Origin of the sequence: Isoptericola sp. NPDC019482 (assembly GCF_040632295.1) — a bacterium.
Classification (GTDB): Bacteria; Actinomycetota; Actinomycetes; order Actinomycetales; family Cellulomonadaceae; genus Isoptericola.
Window position 1 is genome coordinate 89,797 of record NZ_JBEYBQ010000007.1, and the last position, 18,365, is coordinate 108,161.

Sequence of the window (18,365 nt, forward strand, 5' to 3'; positions counted from 1 at the left end):
CGGGACCGCACCAGCGACGATGCGCACCGGAGGTAAGCGTGCCAGAGAACGAGACCACCGCCCCCAGCCTCGAGAACCTGCTGCACGAGACGCGAGCGTTCCCGCCCAGCCCCGCCTTCGCGGCGCAGGCGAACGCCCAGGCGTCCCTGTACGAGGAGGCCGCGGCCGACCGGCTCGGGTTCTGGGCCGACCAGGCGAGGGAGCTGGTCAGCTGGTCCACGCCGTTCACCCAGACCCTCGACTGGTCCGGGGCCCCGGTGGCGAAGTGGTTCGCCGACGGGAAGCTCAACGCCGCGTACAACGCGGTGGACCGGCACGTCGAGGCGGGTCTCGGCGACCGGGTCGCCATCCACTTCGAGGGCGAGCCGGGCGACACCCGCACCGTCACCTACGCGGACCTGCAGGCCGAGGTCTCCCGGGCCGCGAACGCCCTCACGTCGCTGGGCGTCAGCAAGGGCGACCGCGTCGTCGTCTACCTGCCGATGCTCGTCGAGTCGGTCGTCGCGATGCTCGCGTGCGCGCGCATCGGCGCCCCGCACTCCGTGGTCTTCGGCGGCTTCTCCGCCGACGCGCTGCGCAGCCGCATCGCCGACGCCGAGGCCAAGCTCGTGATCACCGCCGACGGCGGCTACCGCCGCGGCGCGCCGTCGGCCCTCAAGCCCGCCGTCGACGATGCGCTCGCTCCCAAGGACGGCGAGCCCGCGACGACCGTCGAGCACGTGCTCGTCGTGCGCCGCACCGAGCAGGACGTCGCGTGGACCGACGGCCGCGACGTCTGGTGGCACGACGCCCTGGAGCAGGCCAGCCCGGTCCACGAGCCCGTCGAGGTGGACGCGGAGCACCCGCTGTTCATCCTGTACACCTCCGGCACCACGGGGAAGCCGAAGGGCATCCTGCACACCACGGGCGGCTACCTCACGCAGGCGGCGTACACCCACAAGAACGTCTTCGACCTCAAGGCGGAGAGCGACGTCTACTGGTGCACCGCCGACATCGGCTGGGTCACCGGCCACACCTACGTCGTGTACGGGCCGCTGACCAACGGCGCCACCCAGGTGCTGTACGAGGGCACGCCGGACACCCCGCACCGTGGCCGCTGGTGGGAGCTCGTCGAGAAGTACAAGGTCTCGATCCTCTACACCGCGCCGACGGCGATCCGCACCTGCATGAAGTGGGGCGAGGACATCCCCGCCGGCTTCGACCTGTCGAGCCTGCGCGTGCTCGGCTCGGTGGGCGAGCCCATCAACCCCGAGGCGTGGATGTGGTACCGGCGCGTCATCGGCGGCGACACCGCCCCCATCGTCGACACCTGGTGGCAGACCGAGACGGGCGCCATCATGATCAGCCCGCTGCCCGGCGTCACCGCCACGAAGCCCGGCTCGGCGCAGGTCGCGCTGCCCGGCATCGTGGCCGACGTCGTCGACGACGAGGCGCACTCCGTGCCCGACGGCGGTGGCGGCTACCTCGTGCTCTCCGAGCCGTGGCCGTCCATGCTGCGCGGCATCTGGGGCGACCTGCAGCGCTTCAAGGACACGTACTGGTCGCGGTTCGAGGGCCTCTACTTCGCCGGCGACGGCGCCAAGAAGGACGAGGACGGCGACATCTGGCTGCTCGGCCGCGTGGACGACGTCATGAACGTCTCCGGCCACCGCCTGTCGACCACGGAGATCGAGTCCGCCCTCGTCTCGCACGACGTCGTGGCCGAGGCCGCCGTCGTCGGCGCCGCCGACGAGACCACCGGCCAGGCGGTCGTCGCGTTCGTCATCCTGCGGGGCGAGCACGCGGACCGCGCCTCGACGCCGGAGGGTGCCGAGGAGGTGCAGCAGGAGCTGCGCAACCACGTCGCCAAGGAGATCGGCCCGATCGCCAAGCCGCGCCGCATCCTCGTCGTGCCGGAGCTGCCCAAGACCCGGTCCGGCAAGATCATGCGCCGCCTGCTGCGCGACGTCGCCGAGAACCGCACCGTGGGCGACGCGACCACGCTCGCCGACTCCTCGGTGATGGACCTCATCTCCGCTGGCCTCGCCAAGCCGTCGGCGGCCAACGAGGACTGACGGCACCACCCCGGGGCGGCCGTCTCTCGTGCGGAGACGGCCGTCCGGGGTGGCGCGGCTGTGCATCCAGGGCCTGGCGCCGACGACGGAACGCTCCCCGTGGTCACAGGTCGAGCGTGAGGACGGGGCCGCACGCCCTGGAGACACAGGGCATCATGGAGCGGTTGCCGGCCTGCTCCTCGGGCGAGAGCACCGAGTCCCGGTGCTCGACCTCCCCGTCGACGACCGCCACCTCGCACGTGCCGCAGGTGCCGACGCGGCAGCTCGAGACGACGGGAACGTCGTGCCGTTCCAGCACGTCGAGCACGGACTCGTGCGGCTCGACGGTCAGCGTCTCGGCAGACATCAACAGCTCGAGCCGGAACCGCTCGGCCCACCGCGGAGGGGCGAAGGTCCTCGGCGCGAAGCGCTCGACGTGCAGGCTGCCGGGCGGTCGGTCGTCGAGCGCGGCCCCCAGCCCGTCGAGCAGCCGCGCCGGCCCGCACCCGTACACGACGGTCCGCGCCTGCTGCCCCGCGAAGCGCGCGGAGAGGTCGAGGCGCACGCCCTCGTCCGCAGCGAACACCTCGACCCGGCCCCGGTAGCGTTCCTCGAGCTCCTCGACCAGCGCCATCGAGGCCCGCGAGCGTCCCAGATAGAGCAGGGAGAACTCGTTCCCGGCCGCAGCGGCCGCAGCCAGCATCGGCACGAGAGGTGTGATCCCGATCCCGCCGGCGACGAAGACGTACCGCCGGCCGGGGCTCGGCGCGAACAGGAAGTGGTTCGCGGGTCCTCGCACCCGAAGCGTGCACCCGACGCGGGCGTTCTCGTGCAACCACGCCGAGACCTCCCGCTGGCGCAGCACGCCGATGCGCCACGTCGTCCCGTCGTCGGGGTCGGAGCACAGGGAGTACTGCCGCTCCCGCCCGTCGTCGAGCACCACCGTGACGTGCGCGCCGGGCGCCCACCGGGGCAGGGTCCCGACGGCCGGGGCGAGGTCGAGGAGCACCACGTCCTGGGCGGCGGATCGGCGGCGCGTCACCACGACGTCGATCGTCCGCGTCTCAGCCACGGCCAGCCGCCCCGCGGCCGCCCGGGCGCGTCTCGACGGGCAGCCTGCCGGGGTTCAACAGACCCTGAGGGTCGGTGCGTGCCGCTGTCGCGATCGCCTCGTCGACCCGGGTGTCGACCATCCACTGGTGGGCGTCGTGGTGGCCGATGCCCAGCGCGGCCAGACTCTCGTACCCCTCGCGCACGTCGCGCTCGGAGCGGAACGGCGCCACCAGCAACCCGTTCGGACGCGACCGGGTGCCCTCGAGATGGAGCATCCCGCCGGGGTAGACCGACTCGACCGCGGCGCACTTCTCCGGCAGGGCGGGTCCGCCCACCTCGACGTGGAACAGCGGGACCGTCGAGCGCTTCTGCACCCATTCGACCGCGTGGTTGTAGCTGAGGGTCGAGGCGTGCAGCACGGCGTTCAGCCCCTCCCGCACGTCCTCGATCCGTCCGCCGCCGCCCTCGACGAGCGCCACCACGCCGTCGAGCGTCGCGGCGTCGACGACGACGCGCAGGCTGGCGCGCCCCGCGGGCATGGCGGTGTCCTCCGGGAAGGCGGCCGACACGGCCGGGTTGTCGCACGAGACCAGCCGCGGCGCGGGCTCAACGTCGCACAGCGGCCTCAGCACGGCGGCCGCCGACGGCAGGTCCGGAAAGCTCGCGTAGACCGCGCGCCACTGCTGCAGCGGTTCGAGGGCCACGGTGGCCCGGACGATCACGCCGGTGGTGCCGTAGGTGTGGACGTACGGCAGCGTCTCGGGCGCGGTGACGTGGACGATCTCGTCGCTCCCGTCGGCGTGCACCACGTCCAGGGCCCGCACGAACCCCCTGTCATTGAAGCCGTGCGCCACCGAGCCGGTGCCGCCCTTGCCGCCCCCCAGGAAGCCGGCGATCGTGGAGTGGACCGTGGACGGGTACATCTGGAGCTGCTGCCCGGCGGCCCAGGCGGCCCGCTCCATCAGCACCATCGGCGTCCCCGCCTCGGCGGTGAGGAACCCGTCACCCACCTCGGTGATCGCGCGGGCCCGCGTGGTGTCGAGCACGAGGCCCTGGCGCAGCGGCAGCGCCTGGCCGTAGTTCCCGGTGCCCTTGCCGCGCACGGTGACGGGCACCCGGAGCCGCACCGCGGCGGCGACGGCCCGGGCCAGCGAGACGGCGTCCTCGGGGAACGCGACCAGGTCGGCCAGGGGCAGCGGGAGCCGGGCGGCGAGGATCGGGGACATGATCGCGCCGTCGACGCTCGCGCGCTGCCGTACCCGGGGCTCGGCGCTCACCGCACCCGCCCCCAGGAGCTCGACGAGGCGTTCCTCCAGGGCGACCACGCGCTGCTCACGGTCCGGCGCACGGGTGGGCCCGCGGTCGCCGTCCACGACGGGAATCTTCTGAACCATGGTGAGGCCCTCTCCTTCGGTGCGGGGAATCACGGCGCGAGCCCGACGGAGGGGTCGATGAAGTCGTTCGTGTACAGGTCCTCCGCGACGAGGCCGTCGGCCACGGTGGTGCCCGACGCCTCGAAGAGCGGGGCGACGACGTCGAGGGTCGACGCCACGCGCGCCGGGTCGAAGCTGCCGATCGCGCCGTCGGGGCCGTCGGCGACGATGCCGTCCGCGACGGCGGCGTCGATCCCGGCGCGCGCGGCCTCCACCGTGATCGGGACGGCGCTCGACGTCTCGTTCGTGGCCCGCGCGATCAGGTCCAGCGTCGGCTCGGGATCGGCGAAGAACTCGGCCTCCGCGCGCTGGACGGCGGGTACCAGCGACTTCAGGCAGTCGGAGCGCGCGTCGAGCCTGTCGGCCCGCACCGCGAGGGTGCCCTCGTAGTACTCGTATCCTGCGTCGCTGACCATCTGATAGGCCACGGGCTTCGACCACTCGGGGATCTCGTGCTCGTACTGGTACGGCTCGCTGGTGACGAAGCCCTGCTGCGCGTCGGCGCCGCCGCTCGCCACGAAGTTGGCCGGGGCACCGTCGTAGCCGCCGTCCACCTGGTCGCGGCGCAGCTGCCCGCTCTCGACGAGGTATGCCATGAAGGGCGCGTCACCGTAGTAGCGCACGACGGCGTCGGTGCGGCCGAGGTCGGCGATGGAGTGCACGTCGGGGTACGTCGCCGGGTCCCACATGATCATCAGCGGGCTCTTGTTCAAGGGCGCCATGACGGAGACGACGGGCTGGTCGGCGAACGTCGCGATCTGGTTGTCGGTGGGCACGAAGCCGAGCAGGATGTCGTCGTCGGTGTAGAGCTGGCTCTGCACGGTCTGGTAGCCGATCGCCGGCCCGCCGGCGCGGATCTCGACGTCGACACCGGCGTACTCCCCCTCCGTGTAGAGGGGCCCGCTCACGGTCCCGGTGGCACTGTCGATCATCGGATCCGGACCGAGGAGCCGGTAGATGTAGGCGTTGTCGGTGCCCGGCGTCCAGCTCGTCTGGATGCCGACGGTGGCGGGGCAGACCGCGGACAGGTCGGTCTCCCCGACCTCGAGGTCGGCGGCCGTCGCGCCCGTCGGCGTCGCGGAAGAACACCCGGCGAGGATCGCGGCCACCAGGGCTGACGTGACCGCGGGGATGACGGTGCTGCGCATGGACGGCTCCTTGTACGGTGGGCGGGACGACGGGCGGGACAGCGGTGCCGGATCCGGGACGGCAGGGGCGATATAACTGATAGGAATATTGGCGTGACCGTGTTACGGAGCGTTTGCGGGTTCTGGTCGATCGCGTTGCGACCGCGACACGGGTGGTGGGACCGATGACCGCCCAGGCGGACCTCGGCGCGCTCCTGCGCACCGCGCGCCAGGCCCGCGGACTCACGCTCGTCGCGCTGGCCGCCGCCGCCGGCGTGAGCCAGCCGTTCCTCAGCAAGGTCGAACGGGGCCAGGCCAACCCGTCGCTGCACAGCCTCTACCGCATCGCGAACGCGCTCGAGGTGAGGGTGTCGGACCTGCTCCCCGGACAGGAACCCACGGGCGTGACCGTCGTGCGCGCCGACGCGGGCACCATGGTCGCCAGCACGGAGGGCCCGACCGCACCCCGGGTCCGGTTGATCACTCCCGGCGCAGGGGCGCGGACCTCGGTGCTGGACTACACGATCAACGCCGACCAGAACGTCGACGACTGGTTCGACTCGCACGACGAGACCACGCTCGTCATCACCGACGGCGACCTCACCGTCGAGGTGCGCGGGCGGGGGACGTGGACGCTGGGGCCCCACGACGTCATGTCGCTGCAGGGTGACCTGCAGACCCGATGGGCCACGGCCTCGGGGTGCTCGCTGATCGTGTTCTCGCTCCGCTGACCGGTGGACGGCCGCGGGCCGGCCTCGCCCGCCGCCGGCGGGCCGGCCCCTGCGTCGTCAGTCCGCGGTCACCTCGTGGTCGGTGAACCGGTCGGTGAACAGCGTGTCGGCCGCGGGGTCGCCGAGGTCGGTCCCCTCACCCTCGAGCACGCCCACCAGGTCGGTGACGAACGACTCGACGCGCTCCATGTCGTACGTGCTGACGGAGCCGTCGTCCTCCGGGCCGATCAGCCCCTCCTCGACCAGCGTCTGTGCGCTGTACGCCGCCTCCCCGGCCGAGTAGGGCGAGTACGACGGGTCCTGCGCGACGACGTCGACGATGACGTCGTTCACCGCCTCCGGCGCGGTCACGTAGTCCGCGTTGGCCTGCTGGATCATCGGCACGAGCGCGTCCAGGCACGGGGCGAGCTCCTCCAGGCGGTCGGCGCGGACCGAGACGTTCGACGCGTAGACGTCGTACCCGACGTCCTTGACGTAGCCGAACCCGACGGACCGCCCCCACGCGGGCACCTCGTGCTCGTACGTGTACGGCTCGGAGTTGCCGAACCCCTGCTGCACGACGGTCGGGTCGCCGACGAACCGGGCGGGGTTGCCGTCGTAGCTCGTGTCGACCTGGCCGGCGTCGAGGAGGTCGTGCGCCACCATCCAGGCCGGGTAGATCTGGTCGGCGGACACCACGACCGGGGCGCCCGAGGCCCGCACGTCGTCGACGCCCGCGATCTCGGGGTGGGACTCCGGGTCCCACATGAGGATCGCCGGGCTGTACCTGAGCAGCGGCGCGACGCCGACGACGGGCGCCTCCGCCGCCGCGGCCACGAGCTGGTCGCCGTGGACGAGGCCCACGGTCACCGCGTCGTCCACGTACATCTGCGACGGCACCGACTGGAAGCCGATCGCCGGTCCGCCCGCCCGGAGCGTCAGGTCGACCCCGGTGTCCTCGCCGTCCGCCACGAGCGGCCCGGTGACCGAGTGCTGGTCGGTGTCGACGGTCCAGCCCTCGCCGAGGAGGCCGAAGACGGCGCCCTGGTCGGACTGCGGCTGCCACTGCAGCTGGACCACCACCTCGTCCGGGCAGGTGCCGGCGAGGGCGCCGCCGCCGGCGGGGGCGGGAGCAGCGGACGCGCCGGACGACGCGGCGTCCGCTGCGGCCCCGGCGCCGCACCCCGAGAGGGTGACGAGGCCGAGGACCGCGGCCAGGGGGACGAGGTGGGTGCGGGACAGGGCCATGTCGGGCTCGCTCTCTGGAGGGATGCTGGCGCGACCACTCTCCCGATCGGAGGTATTACATGCAATACCTCGATGTTGCCGCTCCGTTAACTCTTCACAGCACACCGTCGTCGCGGTTGACAGCGGTGTGACGCGGGCCATTACATGGCATCACTGTCCAGCGACATCGCCAGGGACCGTACCCGCCGAGGGAGAACACCATGACGGACACGTACGCACTCGCCGAGCTCCAGAAGGAGTCGCGGATGGGGGGCGTCGGCACCGAGAACGCCGACCGCACCATCCCCCGCATCGATCTGTCGGACTTCGACGAGCGCCGGTCCGAGATCACCGAGCAGCTGTGGACGGCAGCCACCGAGATCGGCTTCTTCCAGCTGGTCGGGCACGGCATCCCCCAGGACCAGGTGGACCGCGCGTTCGCCGAGTCGGCCCGCTTCTTCTCGCTGCCCGACGAGGTCAAGGGCCGCTTCCCTCTCGTGTCCGGTACCAACGCCGGGTGGGAGAAGCTCTCGCAGACCCGCCCCTCCGTGGGCACCCCGGACCAGAAGGAGTCGTACCAGGTCACCCGGCCGCGCATGGACGACCTGTGGCCGGACGACGAGCTGCCCGGGTTCCGGGACTTCGTGCTCGGCTTCGAGGCGCAGTGCTGGGGCCTCGCGATGCGCGTGCTGTCCTGCTTCGCGGACAAGCTGGGCTTCGACCGCGACTTCTTCGCCCGGGCGCACGACCCGGCCTCCGCCGAGTACCAGTCGACGCTGCGCCTGATCCACTACCTGCCCCTCCCCGCGGACCAGAAGGAGCGTCCCGGGGTGTGGCGAGCAGGCGCGCACACCGACTTCGACTGCCTGACCCTGCTGTTCCAGCGGGACGGCCAGGGTGGGCTCCAGGTGTGCCCCGGGCGCGATGCCGAGGCGCAGGAGTGGACGCCCGTCACGCCCTCCGACGAAGCGATCACGTGCAACATCGGGGACATGCTCATGCGGTGGAGCGACGACCAGCTGCTGTCGAACTTCCACCGGGTCAAGCTTCCGGGACGAGGTGACTACACCGGGTCGCGCTTCTCCATCCCGTTCTTCGCGCAGGCGAACCGGGACGTCGTCATCGAGACCCCGCAGGGCACCTACCCGCCGATCACGGCGCACGACTACCTGCAGGAGCGGGTGCGCGCCAACTACCGCAAGGGCTGATCCCATGGGGGCCGGGCCCGGTTACAGTGCCGCATGACCACCGCCGAGTCCGGCTCCCTGCTCGCCGAGTCCGTCTACCGCACGCTCGTCGACCAGATCTTCGAGGGGGCGCTCCCACCGGGCGCCCCCTTGAGCGTCCCCGCCCTCGCCGCCCGGCTCGACGTGAGCCGCAGCCCCGTGCGGGAGTCGGTCCAACGCCTCATCCACGAGGGCCTCGCGGTGCACGTGCCGCACGCCGGCGCCCGGGTGCTCGAGCTCGACGAGCGCGCCGTGCGCGACGTGCTCGCCGTCCGCGAGGCCTTGGACGGGCTCGCCGCGCAGGAGGCCGCGCGCCGGGCGTCGGCGGACGACGTCGCGGGGATCGTGGAGCTCGTGGAGCGCCAGGCCGGCCTGCTCGAGGAGCCCGCGGACCCGCTGCGCGACGCCCGGCTCGACGTCGAGCTGCACACCCGGGTGCGCGAGGTCTCGGGGAACCGGCCGCTCGCCGACGCGCTGCGGCGCCTCGACGCGCAGGCGCACCTGTACACGTCGGGCATGTGGGCCGAGGAGTCCAACCGGCGGGTCGCGGTGGTCGAGCACCGTCGTATCGCCGACGCGGTCGCCGCCGGGGACGCCGACGGCGCACGCCAGGCGGCGAGCGCCCACGTCGCCGCCATCGCGGTGCGGATGCACCGCTGGCGCTCGGCGGTCGGCTAGGCCGGCGACGCCTCCCGCACGCCCGAGCGCCGGGCACGGGCGGACACGAGCTGCTCCGCGGTGACGGCGAGGCGGCGTCCGTCGGCGTGGGCCGCGCGCTCGATGCGCTCGGCCAGCTCGGCGTCGGCGCGGTCGGCGAGCGGCGTCGTGGCTCGCCCGTCGCGGGCGACGCACCGTCCGCCCACGTAGGTCGCGCGCAGGTTGCGCAGCCCGCACGCCAGCACATAGGTCGCGACGACGTCCCAGACGGGTCCGGTGCTCGGCGCACGGTGGTCGACGACCACGAAGTCGGCGTGCTTGCCGACCTCGAGGCTCCCCACCCGGTCGGCCACGCCGAGCACCTCCGCGGACCCGAGGGTGTGCATCCGCAGCACGTCGCGGGCGGACAGCACGGCGGCGTCGCGGTGCAGCGCGCGCTGGGAGTACAGGCCGAGACGCATGTTGGACCAAGGGTCGGAGATGTCGGTGCACGACTGGTCGTCCAGCCCGACGCCGACGGCGATGCCCGCGTCGCGGTAGCGCACCACGTCCGCCACGCCCGACCCCAGGCGCCCGTTGGACGTCGGCTGCCAGACCACGGGGCTGCCCGCCGCGGCGACGCGGTCGACCATCGTGTCCGTCGGGTGCACGAAGTGCCCCAGGAGCAGGTCGGGGCCGAGCGCACCGGCCTCCTCGTACCAGGCGAACTTGGCACGCTGGGTGTCCAGGCCTTCGGCCGTCTCGACGAAGTGCGCCTGGTCGGTGATGCCGTGCTCGCGCATCACGAGGGCCTCGAGCTCGGCGGTGCGCGGCGTGGCGGCCCACTGGACGGCGCCCATCACGGACACGCCCAGGTGCTGGTCGTGCCGGTCACGCTCGGGGGCGCGGGCGGCGTCGACCATGCGGGCGAAGCGCGCCAGCACCTGGTCCTCCGGGCCGGACTCGTCGTCCAGCCGGATGGCATGGATCGCCCGGAGGCCGGCGTCGACGGTCCCGTCCATCTGCCGGGTCGTGTACGCGTCGGGGTGCACCCGGCCCAGCACGTTGCGCGCGGTAGCGGGGTCGTACAGCCAGGTGACACCCGACTGCAGGAAGTTGTACGCGCTGGTCACGCCGTTGGCGAGGAAGTCGAGCGACCCGTGCAGCGTCGCCCAGTACATGTCCTCGGCCTCGGTGTGCCGGAACAGCTCCATCATCGACCGGACCCAGGGGTACAGCGTCGCGTCGGGCGCGATGCCCCGCAGGCCCGACGTGAACAGGTGCGAGTGCGCCGAGACGAACCCGGGGGCGACGATCGCCCCGCCGGCGTCCAGCACGGGTGCTGCCTCGTGGCCGGGCGGCGGCTCGCCCGGGCCGAGCCCGAGGACGCGGCCGTCGGCGCCGACCTGCAGCCAGCCGAAGAACCAGTCGGGGCCCGTGTCCGCCCCGGGGAGCACGAGGGCGTCGACGACGGTGAGGGCGGGCGGGGTGCTGTGGTTCACGGGGATCCCTTCGCGGGTACGGGTCGGGGGTGAGGGCAGCCGGGGCGCGTCGTCAGTACAGCCCGGGCGGCGGGCGGAAGACGCCGGCGGGGTCGAGCCGGCGCCGCAGCTCCCGGACCCGCGCGATCCCACCGTCGGGCCAGCACCGCGCAAGGCGCTCGGGTGTGCGGCGCAGGTCGGACTCGCCGATGTAGTGGCCGGTCGTCACGTCGGCGAGCGGCGCGAGGGTCCGGGTGGGCCAGGCGAGGTTCGCGTCGTCGTCCTCGCCCGGGGACCAGCACGCGTACGCGGCGACGGTCAGCGGGCCGAGCGGCCGGTGCAGGGGGTCCGGGGAGGGCGGGGCCGACCGCCGGTAGGAGGCCGAGCTCACGAGCACGCTCGACGCCCCCGACAGCGCGGCGGCGAGGCCCGGGGCGAGCCGGGGCAGGACGTCGGCGTAGCCTGCGCGGCTCCAGGCCTGCTGCGCCACGCACCCCGCTCCGGTCCGCTCGGGCTCGGCGCGCAGCAGCCCGGCGAAGGTCGTCGCGCTGGACACCACGGCGTGGGTCGAGGCCGGCAGCCCGCCGGAGACGGGTTCCAGCAGCGCGTCGGTGTGGGCGTCGTCGCGGCCGAACGCCGTGACCGAGGCGACGACCCCGGTGCCCTCTCGGGCGGGAGCGAGCACCAGCGTGAGCTCGACCTCGGGGGCGACCTCGGCGGCGAGCGCGTCGGCCCACTCCCCGGCGGCCCGGAGCCCCGTCGCGTCGGCAACCTGCATCCGTACCGACCGGCGCCGCACCACGGGCTCCGGCCACAAGCGCAGCCGGAAGGAGGTGACCACCCCCGGGAAGGCAGGGCCGGCGCCGCGCAGCACGGCGAACGCCTCGGGGTCGGCGGCGGCGTCGAGCACCACGCGGCACCCGTCTGCCAGCACCACCTCGGCGTCGAGCACCGACTCGCAAGCGCTGCCCCACGCGCCCTGGTTCCAGCCGTTCCCGCCGGCGAGGAGGAAGCCGCCGAGCCCCACGCCCGCCTGGTGCCCCACCGGGAAGGCGAGCCCGGTGCCTTCCAGCGCCTGCGCGAGCGCGAGCGACGTCACGCCCGGTCCGACGCGCGCCGTGCGCGCCGCAAGGTCGACGACGACGCCGTCGAGGGCCGAGACGTCCAGGGCAAGGGCGCCGTGCGCCAGGGCCGTGAAGGCGGTGCCGTGCCCGCCGGAGCGCACGGTGACCGGCAGGGCCTCCCGAGCCGCGTACCGCACGGCCGACGCGACGTCCGCGGCATCGTGGGCCCGGACCACGAGCGCGGGCCGGTCACCGGGTACGACCGCCGAGACGGCGAGCTCCCGACGTGCGAGCTCGTAGCCGGCGTCGCGGGGCCTCAGCGCGCCGGGGGGCACGGAGGGGCCCGCGTGCGCGAGCACAGGGTCGGTCACCCCTGCCGCCCGGGCGCCCGGGGCGCCCCCACCTCGTGGAACGCCCGGTCGAAGTGCACCAGCGCGCGCCCGTCGGGCGCCGCCGCCCCGTGCACGCGCACCACCCGGCCCACGAGCAGCACGTGGTCGCCCGCCTCGACCTCCGCCCACGTCTCGCACTCGACGACGTGCCGCGCGGCGTCGGCCAGCAGGGGGACGCCGCCCTCGCCCGGCCGGACCGCGAGCCCGGCGAACTTGTCCACGGCCTTGGAGGCGAACACGGACGCGACGTCCGCCCGGTCGTGCGGCAGCACGTGGACGGCGAACCGACGCGCGGTGCGCAGTGGCTCGAGCGTGCGGCTCGCGCGCCCCACGCCGACGGCGACGAGCGGCGGCGCGAGGCTCACGCTCATCACCGCGGTCGTGGTCAGCCCGGCCGGGACGCCGTCCACCGACGTCGTCACCACGCACACCCCGCTCGCCAACCCTGCCATCGCGTCGCGGAACCCGTCGGCGACGGACTCAGGAGGCGATGTTGATGTCATCAACATGCCTCCATCCTGGGCGCACGATGTTTCGCCGCGATCACCCCGGCGCGCGGGTTCTGTTACGGCTGCTCCGGAGGGCCCGCGAACGCCGACGACGGCAGGTCGCCGGGGTCCGCGCTCCCCTAGCATCGAGCCATGCAAGCGCGCACCGACGAGACCACCGATCCCCTCGATCGTTCGGTCACCCGCCTGGGGCAGCGGATCCGGACGCTGCGGCACGCCGCGGGCCTGACGCTCGTCCAGCTCGCCGCCGCGACAGGGCTCTCGCACTCGTTCCTCAGCCAGGTCGAGCGCGGCCGGGCGCGGCTGAGCATGTCGTCGCTCTTCCGCGTCGCGACGACGCTCGGCACCACGCAGCAGATCCTGCTCGCGGAGGCGACCGCGCCGTCCGCGGGCGCGACATCGGTGCTGCGCCGGACGGACGACGCGTCGGCCTCGGCCGGCGGCGGCACGGTCCGCGCCCTCGCCCCCGCCGGGGAGCGGCCGTTCGACCCGCTCGAGTACGCGGGCACCTCGCGCGACCTGGGCCCGTACTGGGTGCACGACGAGGACGAGTTCGCCTACGTCGTGGAGGGCAGCGTGCTCCTCGACCTCGACGGCACCGTGGACCGGGTAGGGCCCGGCGACTCCGCGTTCTACCGCGGCGGCACCCGCCACCGCTGGGCGAGCGCGGAGGGCGCGCCCTACCGGCTGCTGGTGGTCAAGCAGCGACTCGCTCCAGGCGCCGGCTGAGGCCCCGGGCGACGTCGCGCTCGTCGGCGGTCACCAACCGGCCGTCCCGGACCACGACCCGCCCGCCGACCACGACGTGGCGGGGCCGGCGCCCCGGGGAGGCCCAGAGCAGGCCCGCCACCGGGTCCGCGACCCCGGCGTCGGCGACGCCGCCGACGTCCCAGACGCACAGGTCGGCCGCCGAGCCGGGGTCGAGCCGGCCGAGCTCGGCACGGCCGAGGCCCGCCGCCGAGCCGGCCGTCGCCGCGTCCAGGAGCTCGCGGGCGGCGAGCTGACGACCCACCAGTGCCGAGACCTGCATCGCGAGGCGCGCGTCGGCGAGCAGGTGCCCGGCGTCGTTCGACCCGCCGCCGCTCGTGCCGAGTCCGACCTCGATCCCCGCGGCGAGCAGCCGGGCCACGGGCGCGACGCCCCAGCCCATCGGCACGTCGCAGCCGGGCGCGTGCGTGGCGTGCACGCCCGCCGCCGCGAGCCGCTCGATCTCCCCGTCGGTGACGTCGCACAGGTGCGCGACGGTGACGTCGGGGGCGAGCCAGCCCCACTCGTCGTGCAGGTCCAGCGGCCGGCGCCCGTACCGCTCGCGCGCGGCCGCGACGTCGACCTGCTCGTTGGCCTGGGTGCGCCGCCGCAGCCCGCGTCGCGCCGCCACCTCCCCCAACGCCCGGAAGGTCTCCTCGCCGTCGCTGTGCACCCCGGCCGGACCGACGGCCACCTGCACTCGGCCGTCCGCGCGCACCCCGCCGGGCGCGCCGCCGACCAGCGCGGCCGCGACCGCGTCGGCGCTGGCGGCCGCGCTCTCCGGGTCGTCGCCGGCGGTGCCGCGCACGAGCACGAGGCGCGCCCCGAGCTCGTCGGCCGCGGCGGCCGCCGCCACGGCCAGGTCCACCGTGTCCGCGGGCGCGAGCGACGCCGGCCACGTCAGGTGATGGTCGGCGACTGTCGTGACCCCGCTGAGCAGGGCCTCCGCCAGGCCGGCGCGGGCCGCCGCACCGACCAGCTCGGCGTCGATCCCCGCCCGCCGGTACGCGTCCCCCATGAGCCCCAGCCAAGCGCGCATCGGCACCCCGCGGGTGCCCGGCAGCGTGCGGAACGCCGTCTGCAGCAGGTGGTGGTGGGCGTTCACGAGGCCTGGCGTCACGACGCAGCCCGTCGCGTCCAGCACCTCCACCCCGGCGGCGATGCCGGAGATGCCGGCGGCCGCGTCGCCCGTGGCCAGCACCCGGCCGTCCCGGCCCACGACGACGTCGCCGCCCGGCTCGCCGCCCGCTCCGGCGCCCGGCCCCGTGCGCACGGCGAGCGCGCCGCGCACCACCAGCCCGGGCGTCGTCATGCGCGGTCCCGCGCGACGAGCGCGGTCGCACCGTCGGCGGGGGTCGTGAACCGCGCCGCCTCGACGAGCGTGCGCGCCAGCTGCTCGACGGCGTGCTCGAACGCCTCCTTGCCGGCCTGGGCGGTCGCCGTCGTCGGGTCGCCCACGTGACCGTCGGGACCGAAGTCGCTCGACAGCCAGCCGAACGACGTCGCGCGGCCGAAGCCGATCTGCTCATACGCGAGCAGCCCTTCGGGCACGCGGCGCTCCGCGAGGTCCATGTGCACGAGCTCGGGCCGCAGGTGCAGCATGAGCGATGTCTCCGCGTGCCCGCCGTGCACCCCGAGGCCGTGCTCGTCGCCGGACGTCGGGACGCCGCCCTGGTCGCGAGGCGTCGCCACGTGCGCGAAGAACGTCCGTAGCCCGAAGCGCCGCCGCAGCTCACGGTTCGCGACCTGCCCGAGGGCCGAGTTGCCGCCGTGCCCGTTCACGAAGACCAGCCGGGTGATCCCCGACGCGGCGAGCGACCGCCCGACGTCGGTCAGCACCCGCATGAGCGTGTCCCACGACAGCCAGATCGTGCCCGGGAACCCGGCGTGCTCGTCCGACTTCGTGTACGCGAGCGGCTCCAGCAGCACGACCGAGGCCGCGCCGGAGCGGGCCACGGTCTCGACCGCCGCAGCAGCCGTCTCCGAGGCGGTGACGAGGTCCGTCGACACCGGCAGGTGCGGCCCGTGCTGCTCGATCGCGCCGAGCGGGAGCACCGCGACCGTGTCGACGGGCAGCGCCTCGACCTCCCGCCAGGTGAGGTCGGCGAAGCGCGGGGCGGACATCAGCGCACCCCGATGTTGACGCGGGTGTCGACGGGCGGGGAGTCCACGAGCTTGCCCGGGTTGAGCAGGCCCTTCGGGTCGGTGGTCCGCGCGACGTGCCGGGCGAGGTCGACGTGGCGGTCGACGTACCACTGGTGCGGCGAGTGCACGCCGAGGCCGAGCGACTCGAGGCGCGGGATCCCGGCGAGGACCTCGTCCTCGGACACGTAGTCCGCGACGACCATCGCGAGCGGCGCCTTCCCCATCAGCTCCAGGTGGAGGTGCACGTCGCCGTCGTAGACCGCGCGCACCTCGTCCGGGCGCTCCCAGTGCGCGAGCCCGCCGGTCTCCATGTGGAACCACGTGCGCTCCGGGTGCGCCTTCTGCAGGAAGTACACGGGGTGGTTGTACGACATCGACGACAACCTGTCCGTCTCGGCGTAGTCGGCGAGGCTCGCGACGACGGTGCCGCCCGCGGCGACCACCCGGGCCTCGACCTCCGCCACGGTGGACGCCTCGGCGATGACCCGCAGGCTGTGCCGTGCCGGGTCGAGCGGCACGGCGGCCGGCAGGCTCGGCACCAGCGCGGGCGGGTCGGCCGACGCCAACCGCGGCAGCACCGGCAGGTCGAGCAGCGAGCGGTGCACGCCCGTCATCGCCTCCCAGTCGTCGAAGGCGGCGTACACCGCCACCCAGTCCCGCGCCGGGTCCGTGGCGATCTCGAGCTCCACCACCACCCCCGTCACGCCGTACACGTGCACGTAGGGCGTGACGTCGGGGCCGCTCACGGTGAACGTCGTGCCGCTGCCGTCCATCGGCGCCACCGTCAGGGAGAGCACGAACCCGTCGGACGTGGAACCGCGCTCGATCGTCCCGGTGCCGGCCGAGCCGCCGCCCACGAAGCCGCCGATCGTGGAGCCCTTGGTCGACGGGTAGATCCAGATGTCCCGGCCGGCCGCCCGGGCCGCGGCGTCGATCGCGGTGATCTTGGCCCCGGCGCCCGCCGTGACCGAGCCGGAGTCGTTGACGCGGATCTCGTCGAGCCCCCGCAGGTCCAGCACGAGGCCGCCGTCGAAGGGCGTCGCCTGCCCGTAGTTGCCGGTGCCCGATCCCCGGGGCGTCACCGGGACGTCGTGCTCGTAGGCGATCCGCAGCACCTCGGCGACCTCCGCCGCGGAGCGCGGACGGACGACGGCGTCCGGCAGGTAGCGCCCGGCGGGCACCTTCTCCTGCAGGATCGGCGACATCCGCGACCAGTCGGAGGAGGCCTTGAGCAGCAGCTCGGGGTCGGTGGTCACGAGCCCGGGTCCGAGCAGCGCGTCGATCGCCCCGGCCACCTGCCCGGCCCGTTCGGACGTGGTGAGGGTGGTGCTGGTCATGTCTGCTCCTCAGCTGCCCATCGAGATGGTGTCGTCGATGAACTCGTTGGTGTACAGCGACTCGGGGTCGACGTCCGCGGACTCGATCTGCCCGGCGTCCACGAGGATGGGGGCGAAGGTGTCGACGATCTCCGCCATCCGCGCCGGGTCGATCTGCCCGAACACGCCGGACGTCGGGTCGTCCGTCACGAGGTCGAGGTCGCGCATCGTCCGCACCGAGAAGTCCGCCACGCCCTGGGAGTACGTCCAGCCGGTCTGGTACTGGTCCACGAGGTCGACGATCAGGTCGTTCGTGGCCTCCGGGTCCTCGAGGTAGTCGATCTGCGCCTGCTGCAGGATCGGCACGAGCCTGGCGAGGCACTCGGCGTGCTCCTCGAGCTTGTCCGCCCGCACGGTGAGGGCCTCCGGGTACACCGAGTACCCGACGTCGGCGAGCAGCTGGGAGCCGACCGGCTTCCCCCACTGCGGGATCTCCTCCTCGTAGATGTACGGCTCCGCGGTGGCGAACCCCTGCTGCAGGATGCTCGGGTCGGAGACGAAGCGCTGCGGCGTGCCCTCGTAGCTGAGGTCGATCTGCGCGTCGTCGATGAGTCCCTGGGCGGCGAGGAGCCGCGGGAACACGTCCCCGGACGACACGAGCGGGTCGCCGCCCGCCGCGGCCTCCTCGATCGTCGTGGCGCCGCCGTGGCTCGCCGGGTCCCACATGACGATCTGCGGGCTGGTGGTGAGCTGGGAGGCCACGGTGACCACCGGGTTGTCGGCCAGCGCGGTGATCTGCGCGTCGCTCGTCACAGCACCCAGCAGGATCGAATCGTCGAGGTACATCAGCGACGGCACGGGCTGGAAGTTCACGTTCGGCCCGCCGGGCCGCACCTCGACGTCGACCCCCGTGTCGACGCCCTGCGCCACGAGCGACCCGGTGACGGACTTCGCCTCGGCGTCCACCGTCCGGTCGGCCCCGACCAGCGAGTACATCGCGCCGTGCTCGGCCTCCGGCTGCCAGTCCTGCTGCAGCACGACGGTCGCCGGGCAGACCCCGGACAGGTCGAGCGGCCCGTCCGCCTCGGCGGCCGGGAGGTCGATGTCGGCGACGGCGCCCGCGGGCGCGGGGTCGGCGCCGCTGCACGCGGTGAGAGCGAGCAACGGAACGGCGGTCAGCGCGGCGAGGACGGGGCGGACGGTCCGACGGCCAGGACGACGTCCGGGGCGGGACAAGGGCATGAGGGCTCCTGGGGGTGAGGGGTG

The 18,365-nt window shown here is 74.0% G+C and carries 16 protein-coding genes; 5 read left to right on the top strand and 11 right to left on the bottom strand.

Annotated elements, in window-relative coordinates; genetic code table 11:
• The first annotated feature begins 38 nt into the window (after window positions 1-38).
• Window positions 39-2,054, top strand: coding sequence for an acetate--CoA ligase (acs, locus tag ABZ493_RS07500; RefSeq protein ID WP_430581550.1), 2,016 nt, complete (start codon window positions 39-41; stop codon window positions 2,052-2,054).
• A 103-nt stretch (window positions 2,055-2,157) separates the two neighbouring features.
• Here the strand turns inward: acs and ABZ493_RS07505 are convergent, their stop codons facing one another.
• The 3 genes from ABZ493_RS07505 to ABZ493_RS07515 are packed head-to-tail and all read right to left on the bottom strand — an operon-like array spanning window position 2,158 to window position 5,667.
• On the bottom strand, window positions 2,158-3,105 hold the full coding sequence (locus tag ABZ493_RS07505) for a PDR/VanB family oxidoreductase (RefSeq protein ID WP_430581551.1): 948 nt from the start codon (window positions 3,103-3,105) through the stop codon (window positions 2,158-2,160).
• The gene (locus ABZ493_RS07510) at window positions 3,098-4,480 is read right to left on the bottom strand and encodes an FAD-binding protein (RefSeq protein WP_430581552.1); all 1,383 of its coding nucleotides are present in this window, start codon (window positions 4,478-4,480) and stop codon (window positions 3,098-3,100) included. The genes ABZ493_RS07505 and ABZ493_RS07510 overlap by 8 nt, the downstream gene beginning before the upstream one ends.
• Before the next feature lie 29 nt (window positions 4,481-4,509).
• A complete protein-coding gene (locus tag ABZ493_RS07515) occupies window positions 4,510-5,667 on the bottom strand; it encodes an ABC transporter substrate-binding protein (protein ID WP_430581553.1) in 1,158 nt (385 codons plus the stop codon).
• A 164-nt stretch (window positions 5,668-5,831) separates the two neighbouring features.
• Here ABZ493_RS07515 and ABZ493_RS07520 point away from each other — a divergent pair, with 164 nt between their 5' ends.
• Window positions 5,832-6,377 (top strand): helix-turn-helix transcriptional regulator, encoded by a 546-nt coding sequence (locus ABZ493_RS07520; protein ID WP_430581554.1) that lies wholly within the window; start codon window positions 5,832-5,834, stop codon window positions 6,375-6,377.
• 57 nt (window positions 6,378-6,434) lie between these two features.
• Here the strand turns inward: ABZ493_RS07520 and ABZ493_RS07525 are convergent, their stop codons facing one another.
• The gene (locus ABZ493_RS07525; protein ID WP_430581555.1) at window positions 6,435-7,604 is read right to left on the bottom strand and encodes a hypothetical protein; all 1,170 of its coding nucleotides are present in this window, start codon (window positions 7,602-7,604) and stop codon (window positions 6,435-6,437) included.
• 200 nt (window positions 7,605-7,804) lie between these two features.
• On the opposite strand from ABZ493_RS07525, the gene ABZ493_RS07530 reads away from it, so the two are divergent.
• Both ABZ493_RS07530 and ABZ493_RS07535 read left to right on the top strand, forming a co-directional pair.
• A complete protein-coding gene (locus ABZ493_RS07530; RefSeq protein ID WP_430581556.1) occupies window positions 7,805-8,791 on the top strand; it encodes a 2-oxoglutarate and iron-dependent oxygenase domain-containing protein in 987 nt (328 codons plus the stop codon).
• Window positions 8,792-8,824: 33 nt separating this feature from the next.
• The gene (locus tag ABZ493_RS07535) at window positions 8,825-9,487 is read left to right on the top strand and encodes a GntR family transcriptional regulator (RefSeq protein ID WP_430581557.1); all 663 of its coding nucleotides are present in this window, start codon (window positions 8,825-8,827) and stop codon (window positions 9,485-9,487) included.
• Here ABZ493_RS07535 and ABZ493_RS07540 read toward each other — a convergent pair.
• The 3 genes from ABZ493_RS07540 to ABZ493_RS07550 are packed head-to-tail and all read right to left on the bottom strand — an operon-like array spanning window position 9,484 to window position 13,017.
• Complete coding sequence (locus ABZ493_RS07540; protein ID WP_430581558.1) at window positions 9,484-10,947, bottom strand: amidohydrolase family protein; 1,464 nt, start codon at window positions 10,945-10,947, stop codon at window positions 9,484-9,486. The genes ABZ493_RS07535 and ABZ493_RS07540 overlap by 4 nt on opposite strands.
• Before the next feature lie 52 nt (window positions 10,948-10,999).
• Window positions 11,000-12,361 carry an FAD-binding oxidoreductase gene (locus ABZ493_RS07545; protein ID WP_430581559.1) on the bottom strand — a complete coding sequence of 454 codons (1,362 nt, stop codon included), beginning with the start codon at window positions 12,359-12,361 and terminating at the stop codon, window positions 11,000-11,002.
• Window positions 12,358-13,017 (bottom strand): flavin reductase family protein, encoded by a 660-nt coding sequence (locus tag ABZ493_RS07550; RefSeq protein WP_430581560.1) that lies wholly within the window; start codon window positions 13,015-13,017, stop codon window positions 12,358-12,360. Before ABZ493_RS07550 ends, ABZ493_RS07545 begins: the two co-directional genes overlap by 4 nt.
• Window positions 13,018-13,023: 6 nt before the next feature.
• On the opposite strand from ABZ493_RS07550, the gene ABZ493_RS07555 reads away from it, so the two are divergent.
• Window positions 13,024-13,620: an XRE family transcriptional regulator gene (locus ABZ493_RS07555; RefSeq protein ID WP_430581561.1), complete on the top strand. Its 597-nt coding sequence runs from the start codon at window positions 13,024-13,026 to the stop codon at window positions 13,618-13,620.
• Here the strand turns inward: ABZ493_RS07555 and ABZ493_RS07560 are convergent.
• The 4 genes from ABZ493_RS07560 to ABZ493_RS07575 are packed head-to-tail and all read right to left on the bottom strand — an operon-like array spanning window position 13,589 to window position 18,341.
• Window positions 13,589-14,950, bottom strand: a complete 1,362-nt coding sequence (locus ABZ493_RS07560; protein ID WP_430581562.1) for an amidohydrolase family protein — start codon at window positions 14,948-14,950, stop codon at window positions 13,589-13,591. The two genes, ABZ493_RS07555 and ABZ493_RS07560, sit on opposite strands and share 32 nt — an antisense overlap.
• Window positions 14,947-15,762 carry a creatininase family protein gene (locus ABZ493_RS07565; protein ID WP_430581563.1) on the bottom strand — a complete coding sequence of 272 codons (816 nt, stop codon included), beginning with the start codon at window positions 15,760-15,762 and terminating at the stop codon, window positions 14,947-14,949. The genes ABZ493_RS07560 and ABZ493_RS07565 overlap by 4 nt, the downstream gene beginning before the upstream one ends.
• The gene (locus tag ABZ493_RS07570) at window positions 15,762-17,120 is read right to left on the bottom strand and encodes an FAD-binding oxidoreductase (RefSeq protein ID WP_430581564.1); all 1,359 of its coding nucleotides are present in this window, start codon (window positions 17,118-17,120) and stop codon (window positions 15,762-15,764) included. The genes ABZ493_RS07565 and ABZ493_RS07570 overlap by 1 nt, the downstream gene beginning before the upstream one ends.
• 9 nt (window positions 17,121-17,129) lie before the next feature.
• On the bottom strand, window positions 17,130-18,341 hold the full coding sequence (locus ABZ493_RS07575; RefSeq protein ID WP_430581565.1) for a hypothetical protein: 1,212 nt from the start codon (window positions 18,339-18,341) through the stop codon (window positions 17,130-17,132).
• Between the last annotated feature and the right edge of the window lie 24 nt (window positions 18,342-18,365).

Excerpts from the sequence above, each read along its gene's own strand:
- ABZ493_RS07510 (WP_430581552.1), bottom strand. The coding sequence starts at position 4,480 with ATGGTTCAGAAGATTCCCGTCGTGGACGGCGACCGCGGGCCCACCCGT.
- ABZ493_RS07515 (WP_430581553.1), bottom strand. The coding sequence starts at position 5,667 with ATGCGCAGCACCGTCATCCCCGCGGTCACGTCAGCCCTGGTGGCCGCG.
- ABZ493_RS07520 (WP_430581554.1), top strand. The coding sequence starts at position 5,832 with ATGACCGCCCAGGCGGACCTCGGCGCGCTCCTGCGCACCGCGCGCCAG.
- ABZ493_RS07525 (WP_430581555.1), bottom strand. The coding sequence starts at position 7,604 with ATGGCCCTGTCCCGCACCCACCTCGTCCCCCTGGCCGCGGTCCTCGGC.
- ABZ493_RS07530 (WP_430581556.1), top strand. The coding sequence starts at position 7,805 with ATGACGGACACGTACGCACTCGCCGAGCTCCAGAAGGAGTCGCGGATG.
- ABZ493_RS07535 (WP_430581557.1), top strand. The coding sequence starts at position 8,825 with ATGACCACCGCCGAGTCCGGCTCCCTGCTCGCCGAGTCCGTCTACCGC.
- ABZ493_RS07550 (WP_430581560.1), bottom strand. The coding sequence starts at position 13,017 with ATGCTAGGGGAGCGCGGACCCCGGCGACCTGCCGTCGTCGGCGTTCGC.
- ABZ493_RS07555 (WP_430581561.1), top strand. The coding sequence starts at position 13,024 with ATGCAAGCGCGCACCGACGAGACCACCGATCCCCTCGATCGTTCGGTC.
- ABZ493_RS07560 (WP_430581562.1), bottom strand. The coding sequence starts at position 14,950 with ATGACGACGCCCGGGCTGGTGGTGCGCGGCGCGCTCGCCGTGCGCACG.
- ABZ493_RS07565 (WP_430581563.1), bottom strand. The coding sequence starts at position 15,762 with ATGTCCGCCCCGCGCTTCGCCGACCTCACCTGGCGGGAGGTCGAGGCG.
- ABZ493_RS07570 (WP_430581564.1), bottom strand. The coding sequence starts at position 17,120 with ATGACCAGCACCACCCTCACCACGTCCGAACGGGCCGGGCAGGTGGCC.
- ABZ493_RS07575 (WP_430581565.1), bottom strand. The coding sequence starts at position 18,341 with ATGCCCTTGTCCCGCCCCGGACGTCGTCCTGGCCGTCGGACCGTCCGC.